14 protein-coding genes and 1 tRNA gene are annotated in these 14,819 nt (G+C 50.4%); 12 read left to right on the forward strand and 3 right to left on the reverse strand.

Annotation, left to right across the window (positions count from 1 at the left end):
* Nucleotides 1-132 precede the first annotated feature (132 nt).
* The 5 genes from Q4501_RS14910 (at nt 133) to Q4501_RS14930 (ending at nt 5,433) form a co-directional block, all read left to right on the forward strand.
* The gene (locus Q4501_RS14910; protein ID WP_303597055.1) at nt 133-1,320 is read left to right on the forward strand and encodes an acyl-CoA dehydrogenase; all 1,188 of its coding nucleotides are present in this window, start codon (nt 133-135) and stop codon (nt 1,318-1,320) included.
* A 50-nt stretch (nt 1,321-1,370) separates the two neighbouring features.
* Nucleotides 1,371-2,582 carry a CaiB/BaiF CoA-transferase family protein gene (locus Q4501_RS14915; protein ID WP_303597056.1) on the forward strand — a complete coding sequence of 404 codons (1,212 nt, stop codon included), beginning with the start codon at nt 1,371-1,373 and terminating at the stop codon, nt 2,580-2,582.
* A gap of 94 nt (nt 2,583-2,676) precedes the next feature.
* A complete protein-coding gene (locus Q4501_RS14920; RefSeq protein ID WP_303597057.1) occupies nt 2,677-2,931 on the forward strand; it encodes a hypothetical protein in 255 nt (84 codons plus the stop codon).
* The gene (locus Q4501_RS14925; protein ID WP_303597058.1) at nt 2,931-4,463 is read left to right on the forward strand and encodes a sodium:solute symporter family protein; all 1,533 of its coding nucleotides are present in this window, start codon (nt 2,931-2,933) and stop codon (nt 4,461-4,463) included. Before Q4501_RS14920 ends, Q4501_RS14925 begins: the two co-directional genes overlap by 1 nt.
* Nucleotides 4,453-5,433, forward strand: a complete 981-nt coding sequence (locus tag Q4501_RS14930; RefSeq protein ID WP_303597059.1) for a carbon-nitrogen hydrolase family protein — start codon at nt 4,453-4,455, stop codon at nt 5,431-5,433. Before Q4501_RS14925 ends, Q4501_RS14930 begins: the two co-directional genes overlap by 11 nt.
* Nucleotides 5,434-5,567: 134 nt before the next feature.
* Here the strand turns inward: Q4501_RS14930 and Q4501_RS14935 are convergent.
* From Q4501_RS14935 to Q4501_RS14945, 3 genes are all read right to left on the reverse strand, one after another.
* Nucleotides 5,568-6,730 (reverse strand): IS3 family transposase gene (locus Q4501_RS14935; RefSeq protein WP_303597060.1). Its coding sequence is split into 2 segments (ribosomal slippage): nt 5,568-6,475 and nt 6,475-6,730, totalling 1,164 coding nucleotides; the frame shifts between segments, so codons are not numbered across the junction.
* 324 nt (nt 6,731-7,054) lie between these two features.
* A tRNA-Arg gene (locus Q4501_RS14940) sits at nt 7,055-7,131 on the reverse strand.
* Nucleotides 7,132-7,229: 98 nt separating this feature from the next.
* On the reverse strand, nt 7,230-7,769 hold the full coding sequence (locus Q4501_RS14945; protein ID WP_303597061.1) for a YaeQ family protein: 540 nt from the start codon (nt 7,767-7,769) through the stop codon (nt 7,230-7,232).
* Between the two features lie 75 nt (nt 7,770-7,844).
* Here Q4501_RS14945 and Q4501_RS14950 point away from each other — a divergent pair, with 75 nt between their 5' ends.
* The 7 genes from Q4501_RS14950 (at nt 7,845) to Q4501_RS14980 (ending at nt 14,735) form a co-directional block, all read left to right on the forward strand.
* A complete protein-coding gene (locus tag Q4501_RS14950; protein ID WP_303597062.1) occupies nt 7,845-8,210 on the forward strand; it encodes a CidA/LrgA family protein in 366 nt (121 codons plus the stop codon).
* A complete protein-coding gene (locus Q4501_RS14955; protein ID WP_303597063.1) occupies nt 8,203-8,925 on the forward strand; it encodes an LrgB family protein in 723 nt (240 codons plus the stop codon). Before Q4501_RS14950 ends, Q4501_RS14955 begins: the two co-directional genes overlap by 8 nt.
* Nucleotides 8,926-9,093: 168 nt before the next feature.
* Entirely contained in the window at nt 9,094-10,656 is a 1,563-nt protein-coding gene (locus Q4501_RS14960; protein ID WP_303597064.1) for an ABC transporter substrate-binding protein, read from the forward strand.
* A 76-nt stretch (nt 10,657-10,732) separates the two neighbouring features.
* Entirely contained in the window at nt 10,733-11,782 is a 1,050-nt protein-coding gene (locus tag Q4501_RS14965; RefSeq protein ID WP_303597065.1) for an ABC transporter permease, read from the forward strand.
* The gene (locus Q4501_RS14970; protein ID WP_303597066.1) at nt 11,779-12,711 is read left to right on the forward strand and encodes an ABC transporter permease; all 933 of its coding nucleotides are present in this window, start codon (nt 11,779-11,781) and stop codon (nt 12,709-12,711) included. The genes Q4501_RS14965 and Q4501_RS14970 overlap by 4 nt, the downstream gene beginning before the upstream one ends.
* 6 nt (nt 12,712-12,717) lie before the next feature.
* Entirely contained in the window at nt 12,718-13,728 is a 1,011-nt protein-coding gene (locus Q4501_RS14975) for an ABC transporter ATP-binding protein (protein WP_303597067.1), read from the forward strand.
* Entirely contained in the window at nt 13,725-14,735 is a 1,011-nt protein-coding gene (locus Q4501_RS14980; RefSeq protein WP_303597068.1) for an ABC transporter ATP-binding protein, read from the forward strand. Before Q4501_RS14975 ends, Q4501_RS14980 begins: the two co-directional genes overlap by 4 nt.
* The last annotated feature ends 84 nt before the right edge of the window (nt 14,736-14,819 follow it).

Raw genomic sequence — 14,819 nt, forward strand, 5'->3', positions numbered from 1 at the left:
ACACGGCTATTTTTTTTACGAGCTAGTTGAATTATATTATTTATTCGTATAAATATAATAATTGGATTTCGCCGATTAACGTAACGTCAACGTTTGGTGAAGGTGTCAACATTCTAATTTTGGAGGTGAAAGGTGTCGGATTTATCAGCTTTTAGTTGGGAAGACCCACTATTTTTAAATCAGCAATTGAGCTCCGAAGAGCGCCAGATTTGTGAGGCTGCCCGAGCCTACAGCCAGCAAAAGCTGCAGCCGCGTGTATTGAGTGCGTATCGTGAAGAGAGGTTTGATCGCGAAATACTGACGGAAATGGGTGATATGGGCTTGTTAGGCGCAACTGTCGCCGAGGAATATGGAGGTGCCGGTCTAAGCCATGTCGCTTACGGTCTAATTGCCCGCGAAGTAGAGCGGGTGGACTCTGGCTATCGCTCAGCCATGAGCGTTCAGTCATCCCTGGTTATGCACCCCATCGAAGCCTACGGTTCTGAAGAGCAGAAGCATAAGTATTTGCCACGCTTAGCGAGTGGCGAGTTGGTTGGCTGTTTCGGATTGACTGAACCAGACCATGGTTCTGACCCTGGCTCAATGATTACTCGTGCCAAAAAAGTTGATGGTGGGTATTTGCTGAGCGGTGCAAAAATGTGGATCACCAATAGTCCGATTGCTGACATAGCTATTGTGTGGGCGAAGTCGGAAGCACATGAAGGCAAGATCCGAGGTTTTCTTGTTGAGCGTGGAGCGAAAGGTTTCTCTACACCCAAAATCGAGGGAAAGCTTAGTTTAAGGGCGTCAATCACCGGCGAAATTGTGCTCGATGAGGTTTTTGTACCTGAAGAAAATCTGTTGCCAAACGTCAGTGGCTTGGCTGGGCCTTTCGGTTGTCTTAATAAGGCCCGTTTCGGCATTGCTTGGGGTTCCATTGGTGCTGCTGAATTCTGCTGGCATGCCGCTCGTCAATACACGCTGGATCGTAAGCAGTTTGGCCGCCCGCTGGCCGCTACTCAGTTAGTGCAGCTTAAGCTCGCCAACATGCAAACTGATATTACGCTCGGTTTGACCGCCGCGTTGCAGGTTGGTCGCCTGATGGACAGTGGCAGCTGGGCTCCGGAGATGGTTTCGCTGATCAAGCGTAACAACTGTGGTAAGGCTCTGGAAATTGCTCGAATTTCCCGAGACATGCACGGAGGCAATGGCATCTCTGATGAATTTGCTGTGATGCGCCACATGGTCAACCTGGAAACTGTTAACACCTACGAGGGTACTCATGACGTGCATGCCCTTATCCTTGGGCGCGCCCAGACAGGTATTCAAGCGTTTTTCTGATCAACAGACGAGCACGACCGCGGACGTAAAGTCCGCTTAGGAGAGTTGTAATGGAAAAACCCTTAGAGGGAATACGAGTACTTGATCTTTCGCGAATATTGGCTGGACCATGGTGTAGCCAGCACCTGGCAGATCTTGGTGCTGAAGTGATTAAGGTTGAGCATCCTCAGAGCGGTGATGACACTCGTGGCTGGGGCCCACCTTACCTTACCGGAACACAACAAGCGGCTTATTACTTGTCAGCAAATAGGGGCAAACGGTCGATTGGGGTAGATATTTCGTTGCCAGAGGGCCAGGAGCTAATCCGAGAGCTGGTTGGGGTTTGTGATGTTGTTTTGGAAAACTTCAAGGTCGGAGGCCTTAAGCGTTACGGTTTAGATTATGAAAGCTTGACTGAAGTGAAGCCAGACCTGATTTACTGCTCGATTACCGGGTTTGGACAGAACGGCCCTTATGCAAAAAGGGCCGGATATGACTTCCTGCTTCAGGGAATGGGCGGGTTGATGGATATTACTGGAAGACCAGATACAGAGCCTGGCGGCGGCCCGATGAAAGTGGGGGTTGCAGTTGTTGATCTATTTTCCGGTATGTACGCAGCTACTTCTATTCTTTCCGCTTTGATTGGCCGCAGTCGAACCGGTAAGGGAGCATGGATTGATGTGGCTTTGATGGATGTTCAAGTTAGCATGCTGGCAAACCAGGCATTGAATTATCTGACATCTAACAAGTCTCCTGTGCGACTTGGTAACGCTCATCCGAACATCGTGCCTTATCAAGCTTTTGCCACTACAAACGGCAATATAATTCTAGCTGTCGGGAACGACGCCCAATTTAAGCGTTTTTGCAAAGTTGCGGGAGCGCCTCAGTTAGCCTTGGACGAGCGGTTTTCAACCAACAGCAAAAGAGTACGGAATTGTGAGCTGCTAATACCTCAGCTCAAAAACTTGATCCGGGAACGACCGTCAGAGTATTGGTTAGAGATGCTTGAGTGTGAGGGCGTTCCATGCGGGCCTATCAATAGCATCGCAGAGGTTTTCGCCGATCCCCAAGTGCAACACCGAAACATGAAATTGCACATGGAGCACCCGGATGTAGGAGCTATGAGTTTGGTGAGTAACCCTGTCCGATTTGACGATAAACACCTAAATGCAGAATTGCCACCACCCTCACTTGGTGAGCACACGTTTTCTGTTTTGTCGAATATTCTGCCCGAACGAAAAGAATTCATTGATTCACTGCGCTTGAAAGGAGTTATCTCATAGGTAAAAAGACTTTTGACTAATAATTAAAATCAATAAATAATTCAATAAATAATCCAATAAATTTTAATATTTTATTGAACAGGAGAGGAACGTGATGAAAAAATATATGTTTTGGATCATTAGTGCCTGGTTTATCGTAGTAAATGCAGGTCAATTCATACCATCATTAAATACGCTAGAGCCATACGTTTTAGGTATTCCATTTAACCTTGCTTGGATATGGGGCTGGAATTTTTTAATAACACTATATTTGATATTTTTTGCGATTTTTGGTTCAAAATCACATGATGTAGATGAGTTCGTTGCGATGGAATATGCAGAAGGAAACGGTATAAGGGGGCTGATCTGATGGATATAGCTCTTATGGTTCTGGCTGGTTTGGTTATATCTAGTTTGGTCTATCTTTCAATTTTCTATATTGCTTATAAAAGAACAAATAGAAAATCCGTTGAAAGTTTCTACATGGGAGGGCGTGATTTTGGTGGGGTTGTTCTATTTCTAACCATAGGTGCATCGTGGTTTAGTATGTGGTTTCTCCTGGGGGCGCCCGGGGCATTCTATAAGCATGGGTCTGGTTTTGCAACTTTCTTTATGTTGAATATAGTTCTGGGTCTGCTTTTCTATGTTTACGGTAGAAGGATGTGGTTGTTAGGTAAGGTTTTCAAATATACTACGCCCGGAGATTTGCTAGGGCATTATTATCAAAGTAAATCAATAAAAACTGTTTCCGCAATTTTAAACATATATTTGCTTTTTCCGTATATAGGTATTCAGCTTCTAGGTGCCGGGCTTGCATTTGAGGCTATTGGTAGCTCATTTTGGTTGGGAGTGACTACAATGATTGCATTGGTTACTCTTTTCAGCGTTTTTGGAGGTATAAAAGCTGTAGCTTGGAAAGATGCATTGCAAGGATTTTTCTATATGGGCTTTACATGGATTGTTGCGTTTTGGATGGTGAAAAGCGGGATTACAGGTTTCGAAAGTTTAAAAGAGCTTTTCGTGTCAGTTGATACAAGTTATCCAAAATTTTTGGAGTTTCCAGGTGAGTCTGGATACTTTACACCTGCAAATTGGTTCGGATATTTTGCTATATATGTTTTTGCCGGAATTTGTCTTCCGCATTTGTGGACGAGATTCTACATGGCTAAAAATATGAATGTCTTTAAAACAGTAACAGTAGGACATATAGCATTTGCAAGTTGGGGGTTTGTGCCAATTTTGATAATAGCCTTGCTAGGTAAGATGATTTTGCCGGATATTGAAAAGGTAGATCAAATATTCCCTCTTTTACTTCTTGAGTATTCACCTGTGCTTGCCGTAGTGTTGATTGTTTGTGCCTTTGCTGCAGCCATGAGTACAATCGATTCTCAAAACATGGCGATGGGAACGGTATTTACTAAAGATATCTGGCTTTCTTTAGTTGATAAAGACAGCAGTGAGCGCAGCCAAATGCTGGTTGGCAGGATATCTACCGTGATACTCATGGCGATATCGGTCATTTGGACATTTACTTCAGAAGGTTCAATACTAAAGCTGTCAATGATTGCATTTACTTCTGCAGCTCTTTTGTTCTTACCATTGACGGGAGCGCTATTTTATAAAAAGGCTGGTTCACTTTCAGCTACCTGGAGCGTAATTGCTGGTGTGTTTGTTTTGGTTATTTTCACTTATGTAACATCTAGCCCCTTCGGTGTGCATAGTGGTGTGTATGCTTTGCTTGCACAGGCTTTAGTATTTTTTGGTTTTGCACAGTTCGAGAGGTATGACAGAAATAAACATTCTGTTGCTTATCATTCTCTAATTGAGAAAGCGATCGCTGGCGATTTTGATAAGTCGCTTGCGAAAGCATCTATTTCTGGAGGTCAGGAAAATGAAATTTAAAATCGCATCAGTTGTTGCTTCGCCTGCAATGTTTGATATATCAGCTACGGTTGATAAGTGTTGTCGTATTATTGAAGAGTCTTCTGATAATGGCGCAAGGATGGTGGTTTTTCCTGAAACATTTCTTCCTCTATATCCGTGGTGGGTATGGATGGAGTTAAGTAGTATGAAAAAGCTTGAGTTGTATAGTAAGTTATATGAAAATTCAGTGTCGATTGATAGTGAGTATATAAAAAGAATATGTTATCAGGCGAAAATTAAAAATATATTTGTTGTTATCGGAATTAATGAAATTAGTGGTAAGACGATTTATAACAGCCAGGTTTTTATTAATGATGAAGGGTCTATAATTGGCGTAAGAAGAAAGCTAGTGCCAACGGGAGAAGAAAGAACAGTTTGGGGTCGTGGTGATGGTAGTGATTTGTTTACGATGCCCACATCTCTAGGGCAATTGGGTGGGCTGATTTGTTATGAGAACTCAATGGCGCTCTCTAGATATGCTCTGTACAGCCAAGGGGTAGAGCTTTATGTAGCAAACTGGCCGGGTTCAAACTTTAAGAGTCAGCCAAGAGATAGAACTAAGACTGTAGATACAGTTTGCAGGTTTGTTGCTTTCGAAGGGCAGACATTTGTTATTGCCTCATCATCAACTGTCGGCCAGGAGGAGGTGGACTACTATACAAGTATTTGCCCGGAGTTGGAGGGGAGCTTTTCTGTCGGCGGCGGCATAGCAGCAATTTACGACCCATTTGGTGAACCTGTTTCAGAGCCTGTAATAAACGAAGAAGGAATTTGTTACGGTGAGGTCGATACTGGCCTGATTGTAAAGGCTAAACAGATGATCGATTGTGTAGGGCATTACGCAAGACCCGATGTTGCTAGGCTATATGTAGATAGTGAAAAGAAAAGTACGACAGTTGGGGCAGTTGCGACCCCTCCAAGTGTGCCTGACTTTGATTTCGATAGTTGATCTGCATTGAGGGGGGGCAACGTGGTTGCCCCCTCGATTTTTCTTGTGAGTGTGTTGAATTTCAGATTTTTAGTATATCTGGAATTTTTAAGTATGATTTTTCATGTTTATGTAGGTTGAGGCTTTTATAGTGGTCAATTAATCCCGGACAGTATTTTAAGGTTTTCCTCAGCCGCAACGGGCGAAATGCCGTCGTTGAATGCGTGAGGTCGTTGCCGGTTGTAGTAGTCCATCAGATAGCCGCCCACATCTTCTTTCGCCTCGGGCAGGTTCCGATATCCCAGGGCCGGTATCCATTCAGATTTCAGGCTCCGGAGCAGCCTCTCCATCGGTGCGTTATCCCAGCAGTTACCACGTCGGCTCATGCTTTGGGTCATTCGATAGCGCCAGAGCTTCTGACGGAACTTGCGACTGGCATACTGACTTCCCTGATCCGAGTGGAACATGACTTTCTCTGGCTGACCACGTTGTTCCCAGGCGTGGTCCAGAGCTTTGACAACCAAGTCTGCATCCGGACTGGATGACATTGCCCAGCCAACAACTCGCCGGGCGTACAGATCCAGTACCACAGCCAGATAGCCCCATCGCTGGCCGCTCCAGATGTAAGGAATGTCACCACGCCAGACTTGGTCGGGCTGCTCTACCGCAAACTCACGATCCAGGTGATTCGGGATATCCGGTCGCTCAACGGTGGCCTGCATATATGCGTGAGGGCCTGGCTGCTTACAGATCAGGCCCAGTTCGCTCATAAGACGTCGAACTTTGAAGCGACCGACGACAACACCTTCCTCGCTGAGCAAGCCTTTGATTGTGCGGCTGCCGGCAGAGCTGCGGCTCTTGGTAAATAGCCGGATTACCTGAGCCCTAAGGGCCAGACGCTCAACATCCACGTGCTTCCGCCGTTGGCGGTACTCGTAATAGCCGGAACGGCTGATATCAAACGCATTGCAGACCATTTCAACAGACATTTGCTCACTCAACTGGTCTATCAGCGCGTACGATTCATGTCGTCCGACATCAAGAGAGCGGTAGCCTTTTTTAGTATGTCTTTTTCCTGTTCAAGGCGCTTGCAGCGGGCTTCCAGCTCCTGGATACGGCGCTGTTCCGGGGTTAATGCCTTGCCCTTCAGGGTGACACCGTCACGCTCCTCGGTCAGTTGGTTAACCCAGCGCCGGATAGCGCTTGCACCAATCCCCAGGGACACGCTCGCTTGGGGAATCGTGTGACCTTGATCCAGCACCAAGCTGGCTGCTTCCTGTTTGAACTCAGGAGAAAAAGAACGTCGCTTTCTGGTCATCAGACACCTCGTTTATGGTGGCGACCTTACCACCTACGTTGGTGTCCGGAATCATTGAACCACTACATTATTCGCATTCGGCTTATGGTAAGGTTCGGAAGCTACCTCGTCCATTAGGCTCTGAGTGCCACTCTTCCTATCCCAAACGAAGGACAATATGTGGTAGTTGCGCTGTGCCCGAATAGGCTGAAGTGAAAAGCTAGGCAGGAGTCTTGCGGTTAGGGGGCTACCGATATGCGAAAAAACCTTCGGCACTGTCAAGGCACCATTTGGGCACAGCCAAATAAAAAGGCCCCACGCTCTCACGTAAGGCCTTGAAAAATATGGCGCGCCCGACAGGATTCGAACCTGTGACCCCTGCCTTCGGAGGGCAGTACTCTATCCAGCTGAGCTACGGGCGCATTCGAGTGTGACGGCGAAGCGTCAATTTCGAGTGCGCAATCTTACGTGCGTGAGCGAGTAGTGTCCAGCCCCGGATCTGTTGCTGGGCCAGCCATTCTTATGGAAAAAGGGGTTCCGGGGTGATGCTCACCAGTGCGCCTTCATTGCTGAAGGACACTTCTCCATCCTGGATGGTTATCTGGAAGTTCATGTTACGCTCTACCAACCCCGCGAGTGCTTCCGTTGATTCGCTTGGCAGCTCAATAATTGTGAGATTGCGGAAGCGGCTCAGCTTGTTCTGGTGCTTCGCCATCCATACCGGCACGGCCCGAGCTCCGTAGGCATAAAGGATGACCTGCTTTGCGCGGCTGCAGGCTTTTCGCAGGCGGCTTTCGTCGGGCAAGCCCAGCTCGATCCACAACTCAATCTCGTCGCTCAGGCTTTTTTGCCACAGTTCGGGTTCGTCGTCGGTGCTCAGGCCCTTGGTAAACTCCAGCCCCTCACGGGCATTCAATGCAAAGGCCAGAATGCGAATCATCATGCGCTCGTCGTTTTCTGACGGGTGCTGGGCTATCGTGAGCTGGTGGTCTGCATAATAATGCCTGTCCATGTCGGCAATATTGAGCGTGGCTTTAAAGATTGTTGCTTTGAGCGCCATGGCGGTCCTGCATTGGTATCAAGGTGTTGGTTTGCGCTAGTGTAATGTAATTCTCTGCTGAGTGAGCATGACAGCATGTCGATGTTGCGCGGTTTTCTTATTCTGGTTCTGTTTTTTCTTTTTGGTGAAGCTTTGCGTCTGGCGTTTCTGATACCGGTCAGCGGCGGTGTGCTGGGTATGATTTTGATGACGCTCACGCTGATGCTGCGAGGTCGGGTAAGCGATGCACTGGCGTCGTCCAGCCAGGCTCTGATTTCTGTGCTGGTGTTGCTGATCATGCCAGGTGTGGTCGGGGTGTTTTTTATGGCATCGCAGTTTTCCGGACAATGGCTGGCGGTTACTGCAGCCTTGCTGCTCGGTACCTTTCTGAGTGTTCTGAGCACTTTGTTATTGATGAAGCATATGGGTCGTTTGTCTGTGCGGAGCCAGGCGAATGACTGAGCTGGCTGAACGTTTTATTGCTATGCCTGAGGTTTTGTCTGGCAGCCCGATATTTGCAATCGGGCTGACCCTGAGCGCATTTTTCGCCGGTAACTGGCTGTTTGTTCGCATTGGCAGGCCCTTGTGGATGCCACCGGTGGTGCTCGCCGCGGTGATCCTGGCGTTCGTGATTGCTGTTCTGCCGATGGATTACGTTCGCTATCAGGAGGGCTCTCTGTGGATAACCGTGTTACTTGGCCCCGCCACAGTGGCTTTGGGGATTCCGCTGTATCAGCAGATTCATCATATCCGCGCCATGTGGGTTCCGATTGTAGTCACACTGCCGCTGGCGGCCACAATGGCGGCGGTTTATGCCGTGGTTATTGCCTGGGCGTTGGGCGCTACCCCGGAGGTTCTGGCGTCACTTGCACCCAAGTCTGTTACAGCCCCGATAGCTATAGGCATAACTGAGCAGTTGGGTGGATCTGTCCCGCTGATGATGGGCGGGTTGCTGATTACCGGCGTGGTTGCAACGCTGTTTGTTGATCTGCTGGCAAAGTGGTTACCGGTTGAAGATGAACGCATTCTCGGTTTTGCTCTTGGTCTCAATGGCCATGCGATTGGCACTGCCAGAGCGTTTGAAATCAGCCATACAGCAGGAGCATTTGCCTCCCTGGGGATGGGGCTGACGGGCGTTTTTACCGCACTTATATTGCCTCTTGTCTTTCGTCTTTAACCCTGGATAACGGCTGCTTGTGCAAGCCGTCATTCAGTTCGCGAATAGCCGTAAGTTGTAATTTCGATTGCCGTAAGTAGTTTCCGCGACTAGTTTCTATTGCATACGTCTGGGGCGCCTTCGCCCCGGTTTGCCATAAAAATTCGTAAAACAACGACGGAAAACGCAATGAAAAAACTACTTGCAGCTTTAGTCGGAACCATGGCTCTGGCCACGGCTCCTGTTGCTCTGTCTGCCGAGGCAACAAAAGAACTTAAAATGGCGTACGACGCCGATCCGGTTACCCTCGATATTCATGAGCAGCTCTCTGGCGGCATTCTGCAGTTGTCTCATATGACGTTTGATCCGCTGGTGCGCTGGACAAAAGATCTCGGTTTTGAGGCTCGTCTGGCTGAAAGCTGGAGCCGTGTGGATGACAAAACCATGCGTTTCAAGCTGCGTGAAGGGGTGAAGTTTCACTCCGGTAACGAGCTCACTGCCAAAGATGTGAAGTTCACTTACGATCGATTGAAAGAAAGCCAGGACTTCAAGGCCATCTTCAAGCCGTTCAGTGGCATTAATGTCATTGACGATTACACCTTTGAGCTGGTGACAAGCGAGCCATTCCCGCTGCTGCTCAATACCGCTACCTACATCTTCCCGCTGGACAGCGAGTTTTATTCTGGCGAAACAGAGGACGGCAAACAAAAAGGCGCCATTCTCAAACACGGCAACTCGTTCGCTTCCGATAACCTGTCTGGAACTGGCCCCTTCATGGTCAAATCGCGCCAGCAGGGCGTGCGTATGGAGTTTGAGCGCTTCGCAGATTACTGGGATGAGGAATCCCCGGGCAATGTGAAGAAAATCGTGATGACTCCAATCAAGGAAAACAACACCCGGGTTTCAGCGCTGTTGTCCGGCGGTGTGGACTTCATCGCGCCTGTGCCACCCACAGACCTTGATCGCATCAAGCGTGACAAGAATTCCGACCTGGTCACCATGAGCGGCACTCGCATTATCCTGTTTCACATGAACCAGGAGCGTGTTGAAGCCTTCAAAGATCCGAAGGTTCGTCAGGCGGTTGCCTATGCCATCAATCAGGAAGGCATTGCTGCCAAGATCATGAAAGGTTTTGCCACACCGGCAGCCCAACTCTCGCCAGCCGGCTACCAGGGTCACAACGAATCCCTGAAACCACGCTATGACGTAGAAAAAGCCCAACAGCTGATGAAAGAGGCTGGTTACGAGGATGGCTTTACTATCACCATGATGGCTCCTAACAACCGCTACGTGAACGATGACAAGATTGCACAGGCTGCAGCGGCCATGCTGGCCCGCATCAACATCAAAGTGGATCTGAAAACCCTGCCGAAAGCCCAGTACTGGCCGGAATACGATGACCGCTCTGCCGATATGATGCTGATCGGCTGGCACGCGGATACCGAGGATTCTGCCAACTTCTATGAATTCCTGACCTTCTGCACCGAGGCAGGCAGTGGCTCAGGCCAGTACAACGCAGGTAACTACTGCAACCCGGAAATCGACGCACTGGTTGAAAAGGCCAACGTTGAGACGGATCTGGATAAGCGCGCTGCCATGCTGCAAGACGTTGAAAAACGCCTCTACGATGACGCCGCTTTCGTTCCGCTGCACTGGCAAGACCTTGCCTGGGCCAGCAAGAAGAACGTAAAAATTGAGCCGATTCTGAACGTGATGAACTTTCCGTACCTGGGTGACCTGGTCGTAGAGTAACAGCCTCTATTGGCAGGCCGGCTTCGGAGGCTTCCGTCGCCGGCCTTTTGTTTTCAGCTATATCCGGACATATTGCATGTTAGCGTTTTTGGTTCAGCGAATATCCCAGGCAGCACTGGTCATGTTCGTGATCAGCGTGATCGCGTTTTCCATCCAGGACGGCCTTGGCGACCCACTTCAGGAAATGGTGGGCATGTCAGTCTCCATGGAGGAGCGCGAAGCCCTGCGCGAAGAGCTGGGGTTAAACGATCCCAAGCTGGTTCAGTACCTGCGCTTTGCCGGCAATGCGATTCAGGGGGACCTGGGCAACTCCTATTTTTACGGCAAACCCACCCTGGAAGTGATTGCCGACCACCTGCCGGCGACTTTGGAGCTGGTGATTGGTGCCAGTCTGATCATTCTGCTGCTGTCGGTACCGATTGGTGTGTATGCTGCGATTCGGCCCCAGGCATGGCTGGCGAAATTTTTTATGGGTGTGAGTACTGTCGGGATATCCATACCGGTCTTCCTCACAGCCATTGTATTGATTCAGATATATTCCATCGGCGTGAACGTCGAATGGTTCCCTGTGGAGACTGGCTGGGGGCAGTGGCTGAACGGTGCCTTGAGTACCGAAGGTGGTCTTCCGTCCTATGGTCGTGGCGAGAATCTGACCCATCTGTTTGGCACCTGGTACTCAGGCTTCTTTACCGAGAGCGGCCTGATGCATTTGGTACTGCCGTGTGTGTCCCTGGCGTCCATCATGTTGCCGCTTTTCATCCGACTGATCCGCGCGGAAATGATGGAAGTGCTGCAAAGCGACTATATTCGCTACGCCCGTGCCAAGGGCTTAAGTGCAGGGCGCATCAACTTTCTTCATGCCCTCAAGAACACCATGTTGCCGGTCATCACCGTAGGTGGTGTGCAGATTGGCGTAATGGTGGCTTATACGATTCTTACAGAAACCGTTTTCCAGTGGCCGGGGGTCGGGCTGATGTTTCTGGAAGCCATTACCCGCAGTGATATTCCCCTGATCGTCGCCTATCTCATGGTGGTGGGCCTGATCTTTGTGGTTACCAACACGCTGGTGGATCTGGTTTACGGGCTGGTGAACCCCACGGTTAAACTGACAGGTAAGAAAGCATGACTACAGCGACTCTTTCACGCTGGGATCGCTTTCGCGAATCCTTTCTCTGGTACAGCTTCAAGCGCGATAAGGTGGCGATAGCCAGCTTTGTGGTGCTGGTGCTCATGTTGCTGGCCGCTATTTTTGCGCCTTTGCTGGCGCCGACAAACCCATATGATCTGGCGCAGATCAATATCATGAACTCCGAGTTGCCGCCGATAGGCATGCAGGGTGCAGATTCTGCCTTTCCCCTGGGCACAGATGCGCAGGGTAGGGACATGCTCTCCACCATTCTTTATGGCACCCGGGTATCCTTGCTTATTGGTTTCGGTGCTGTGGTGCTGCAGGCGGCTCTTGGCATTCTGTTCGGCTTGCTGGCTGGGTATCTGGGTGGCCGAGTAGATTCCATATTGATGCGTATTGCCGATGTGCAGCTTTCTTTCTCTACACTGATGGTCGCCATCATTGTGGGGGCGGTGTTCAAGGCCAGTTTTGGCAACCTGATGTTCGGTGAAATTGCCATTTATATGCTGATTTTCATCATTGGTGTTGCCGAATGGCCCCAGATAGCGCGCACAGTGCGTGCTTCTGTGTTGGCAGAGAAAAAGAAAGAGTACGTGGATGCGGCCAAGGTCATGGGCTTTCGCACCAACCGTATTATGTTCCGCCACATTCTGCCCAACACTCTGTCGCCTATTTTTGTTATTGCCACGGTACAGATTGCAAACGCCATTATTTCCGAGGCAGCGCTGTCGTTTCTCGGGCTTGGGATGCCCGAGACCCAGCCGTCTCTGGGCTCTCTGATCAAGTCCGGTTTTGACTACATTCAAAGTGGTTCCTGGTGGATTACCCTGATTCCCGGCCTGGTGCTGGTCGTGCTCGTGCTTGTCATCAACCTGTTGGGTGACTGGCTGAGAGATGTCATGAACCCACGGCTGTACAAGGGCTAACGAATTATGGAAAACAACACACCACTGCTGGAAGTAAAAGACCTGGATGTGCGGTTTGCTGTTCGTGGGGGCGACCTTACGGCCCTGCGCGGCATCAGCTTCAGCCTCGACAAGGGCGAACGGTTAGGCCTCGTGGGCGAATCCGGTGCCGGCAAATCCGTAGCGGCTTTCTCCATTCTCAACCTGATCGCTCGCCCGGGTTATATCGCCGGTGGGCAGATCCTGTTCGAAGGCCGGGACCTGGCTGCCATGAGCGAGCGCGAGTTGCGTAAAATCCGTGGCAACCGCATTGCCATGATTTTTCAGGATCCGATGATGACACTGAATCCGGTGCTGAGTATTGGTACCCAGATGGTAGAAGCTATCAAGGCGCACCGCAGGATCAGCACGAAAGCGGCGCGAGACATTGCTGTGGGAAAGCTGCGCAAGGTGCAGATTCCCTCACCCGAGAAGCGGCTGGATCAGTACCCACATGAGTTATCTGGCGGCATGCGCCAGCGGGTGATTATTGCCATTGCCTTGCTGCTGGACCCTGAAATCATCGTAGCCGATGAGCCCACCACGGCGCTGGATGTCACCATACAGGCAGAAATCATGGCGCTGTTGCTGGATCTGTGTGAACAGGAAAATGTCGCATTGATGCTGATTACTCATGATCTGGGCGTTGTGTCGCAGGTCACTCAGCGCATGCTGGTCATGTACTCCGGTCGCATTATTGAGCAGGGCCCCACCCGGGAGATCATCAACGATGCTCAGCACCCTTATACCCAGGGGCTGATAAACGCCTTGCCCCAGATGGGTGAGCCAGGCGCGCGGCTGTTCCAGATCCCCGGCTCCATGCCGTCCCTGAAAAATGTGCCCACCGGCTGCCCGTTCCATCCACGCTGTGATTTCGCCACTGATCAGTGCCGGCAAACCATGCCCGAGTATGTACGCTCCGGAAATGTGGATGTGGCGTGTTATGAGGTCAGTAACCTGATTGAGCAGGAGAAAAACATGCAGGAGGCCGGATCATGACCTCCCCACTGGTAGAAATTCGCGGTTTGGAAAAACGCTTTGATTTGTCTGGCAGCTTGCTGGAGCAGATCACCTTCAAAAACGGTCGGTTCCAGCGCAAGCAGGAAGCCGTTCACGCCATCAATGGTGTGGATTTGCAGGTGCAAAAGGGTGAAGCTTTGTGTGTGGTGGGTGAGTCCGGTTGTGGCAAGTCCACGGTTGCCCGTACCGTTATGGGCCTGCTGTCACCCAGCGCGGGAGAGGTGCACTACGGTGGCAGCCGCATCGATAATCTGAAAGGCCGGGACGTTCTGCCTTACCGTCGTAAAATGCAAATGATCTTCCAGAACCCATACGCCTCTCTGAACCCGCGAATGACGATTCAGCAGACCCTCGAGGAGCCCATTCATTTTCATCGACCCGAACTGGCTCGCAGCGAAGTGCGCGAAAAAGTTCAGGAAGTCATGCAGTCGGTGGGAATAGATCCCGATTGGGGTAGCCGGTTTGGCCATGAATTTTCCGGCGGCCAGCGCCAGCGCATTGCCATAGCTCGCGCCCTGGCGGTAGATCCTGAGTTTATTGTGGCGGATGAGCCCATCTCGGCACTGGATGTTTCTATTCAGGCGCAGGTGCTGAACCTGTTGATGGAGGCTCAGGAAACCCGCAACCTGACCTATCTGTTTATCACCCATGATCTCGCCGTGGTAGAGCACTTCGGTACCCGGGTGGCGGTCATGTATCTCGGGCGGGTATGTGAGTTGGCGGACACCAAAACACTGTTTGCCGAGCCGCGCCACCCCTATACCCAGGCGTTGCTCTCTGCGATTCCAAAGCTGGAAGATGACAGGCCTAATTACATAAGGCTCCAGGGTGAGGTGCCAACGCCGGTGAACCTGCCTTCTGGCTGTGTTTTCCATGGGCGGTGTCCCTACGCCAATGAACGCTGCCGTCAGGAAATACCCCAACTGATTGCGACGGACGGCGGGGCGCAAGTGGCGTGCCACGCAGTGGAGGAAGGGCGGTTGTAGTAGGGCAGGTTTTAAGAGCGTGGGTGCTATGGGCTATGATGCTCGCGGTGAGTAGCTGTTGAAAAACCTTCACTCTGTCACCTC

It is taken from the genome of Marinobacter sp. 2_MG-2023 (assembly GCF_030546935.1).
Classification (GTDB): domain Bacteria; phylum Pseudomonadota; class Gammaproteobacteria; order Pseudomonadales; family Oleiphilaceae; genus Marinobacter.

Excerpts from the sequence above, each read along its gene's own strand:
- Q4501_RS14960 (WP_303597064.1), top strand. The coding sequence starts at position 9,094 with ATGAAAAAACTACTTGCAGCTTTAGTCGGAACCATGGCTCTGGCCACG.
- Q4501_RS14945 (WP_303597061.1), bottom strand. The coding sequence starts at position 7,769 with ATGGCGCTCAAAGCAACAATCTTTAAAGCCACGCTCAATATTGCCGAC.
- Q4501_RS14975 (WP_303597067.1), top strand. The coding sequence starts at position 12,718 with ATGGAAAACAACACACCACTGCTGGAAGTAAAAGACCTGGATGTGCGG.
- Q4501_RS14965 (WP_303597065.1), top strand. The coding sequence starts at position 10,733 with ATGTTAGCGTTTTTGGTTCAGCGAATATCCCAGGCAGCACTGGTCATG.
- Q4501_RS14915 (WP_303597056.1), top strand. The coding sequence starts at position 1,371 with ATGGAAAAACCCTTAGAGGGAATACGAGTACTTGATCTTTCGCGAATA.
- Q4501_RS14955 (WP_303597063.1), top strand. The coding sequence starts at position 8,203 with ATGACTGAGCTGGCTGAACGTTTTATTGCTATGCCTGAGGTTTTGTCT.
- Q4501_RS14970 (WP_303597066.1), top strand. The coding sequence starts at position 11,779 with ATGACTACAGCGACTCTTTCACGCTGGGATCGCTTTCGCGAATCCTTT.
- Q4501_RS14925 (WP_303597058.1), top strand. The coding sequence starts at position 2,931 with ATGGATATAGCTCTTATGGTTCTGGCTGGTTTGGTTATATCTAGTTTG.
- Q4501_RS14930 (WP_303597059.1), top strand. The coding sequence starts at position 4,453 with ATGAAATTTAAAATCGCATCAGTTGTTGCTTCGCCTGCAATGTTTGAT.
- Q4501_RS14980 (WP_303597068.1), top strand. The coding sequence starts at position 13,725 with ATGACCTCCCCACTGGTAGAAATTCGCGGTTTGGAAAAACGCTTTGAT.
- Q4501_RS14920 (WP_303597057.1), top strand. The coding sequence starts at position 2,677 with ATGAAAAAATATATGTTTTGGATCATTAGTGCCTGGTTTATCGTAGTA.
- Q4501_RS14950 (WP_303597062.1), top strand. The coding sequence starts at position 7,845 with ATGTCGATGTTGCGCGGTTTTCTTATTCTGGTTCTGTTTTTTCTTTTT.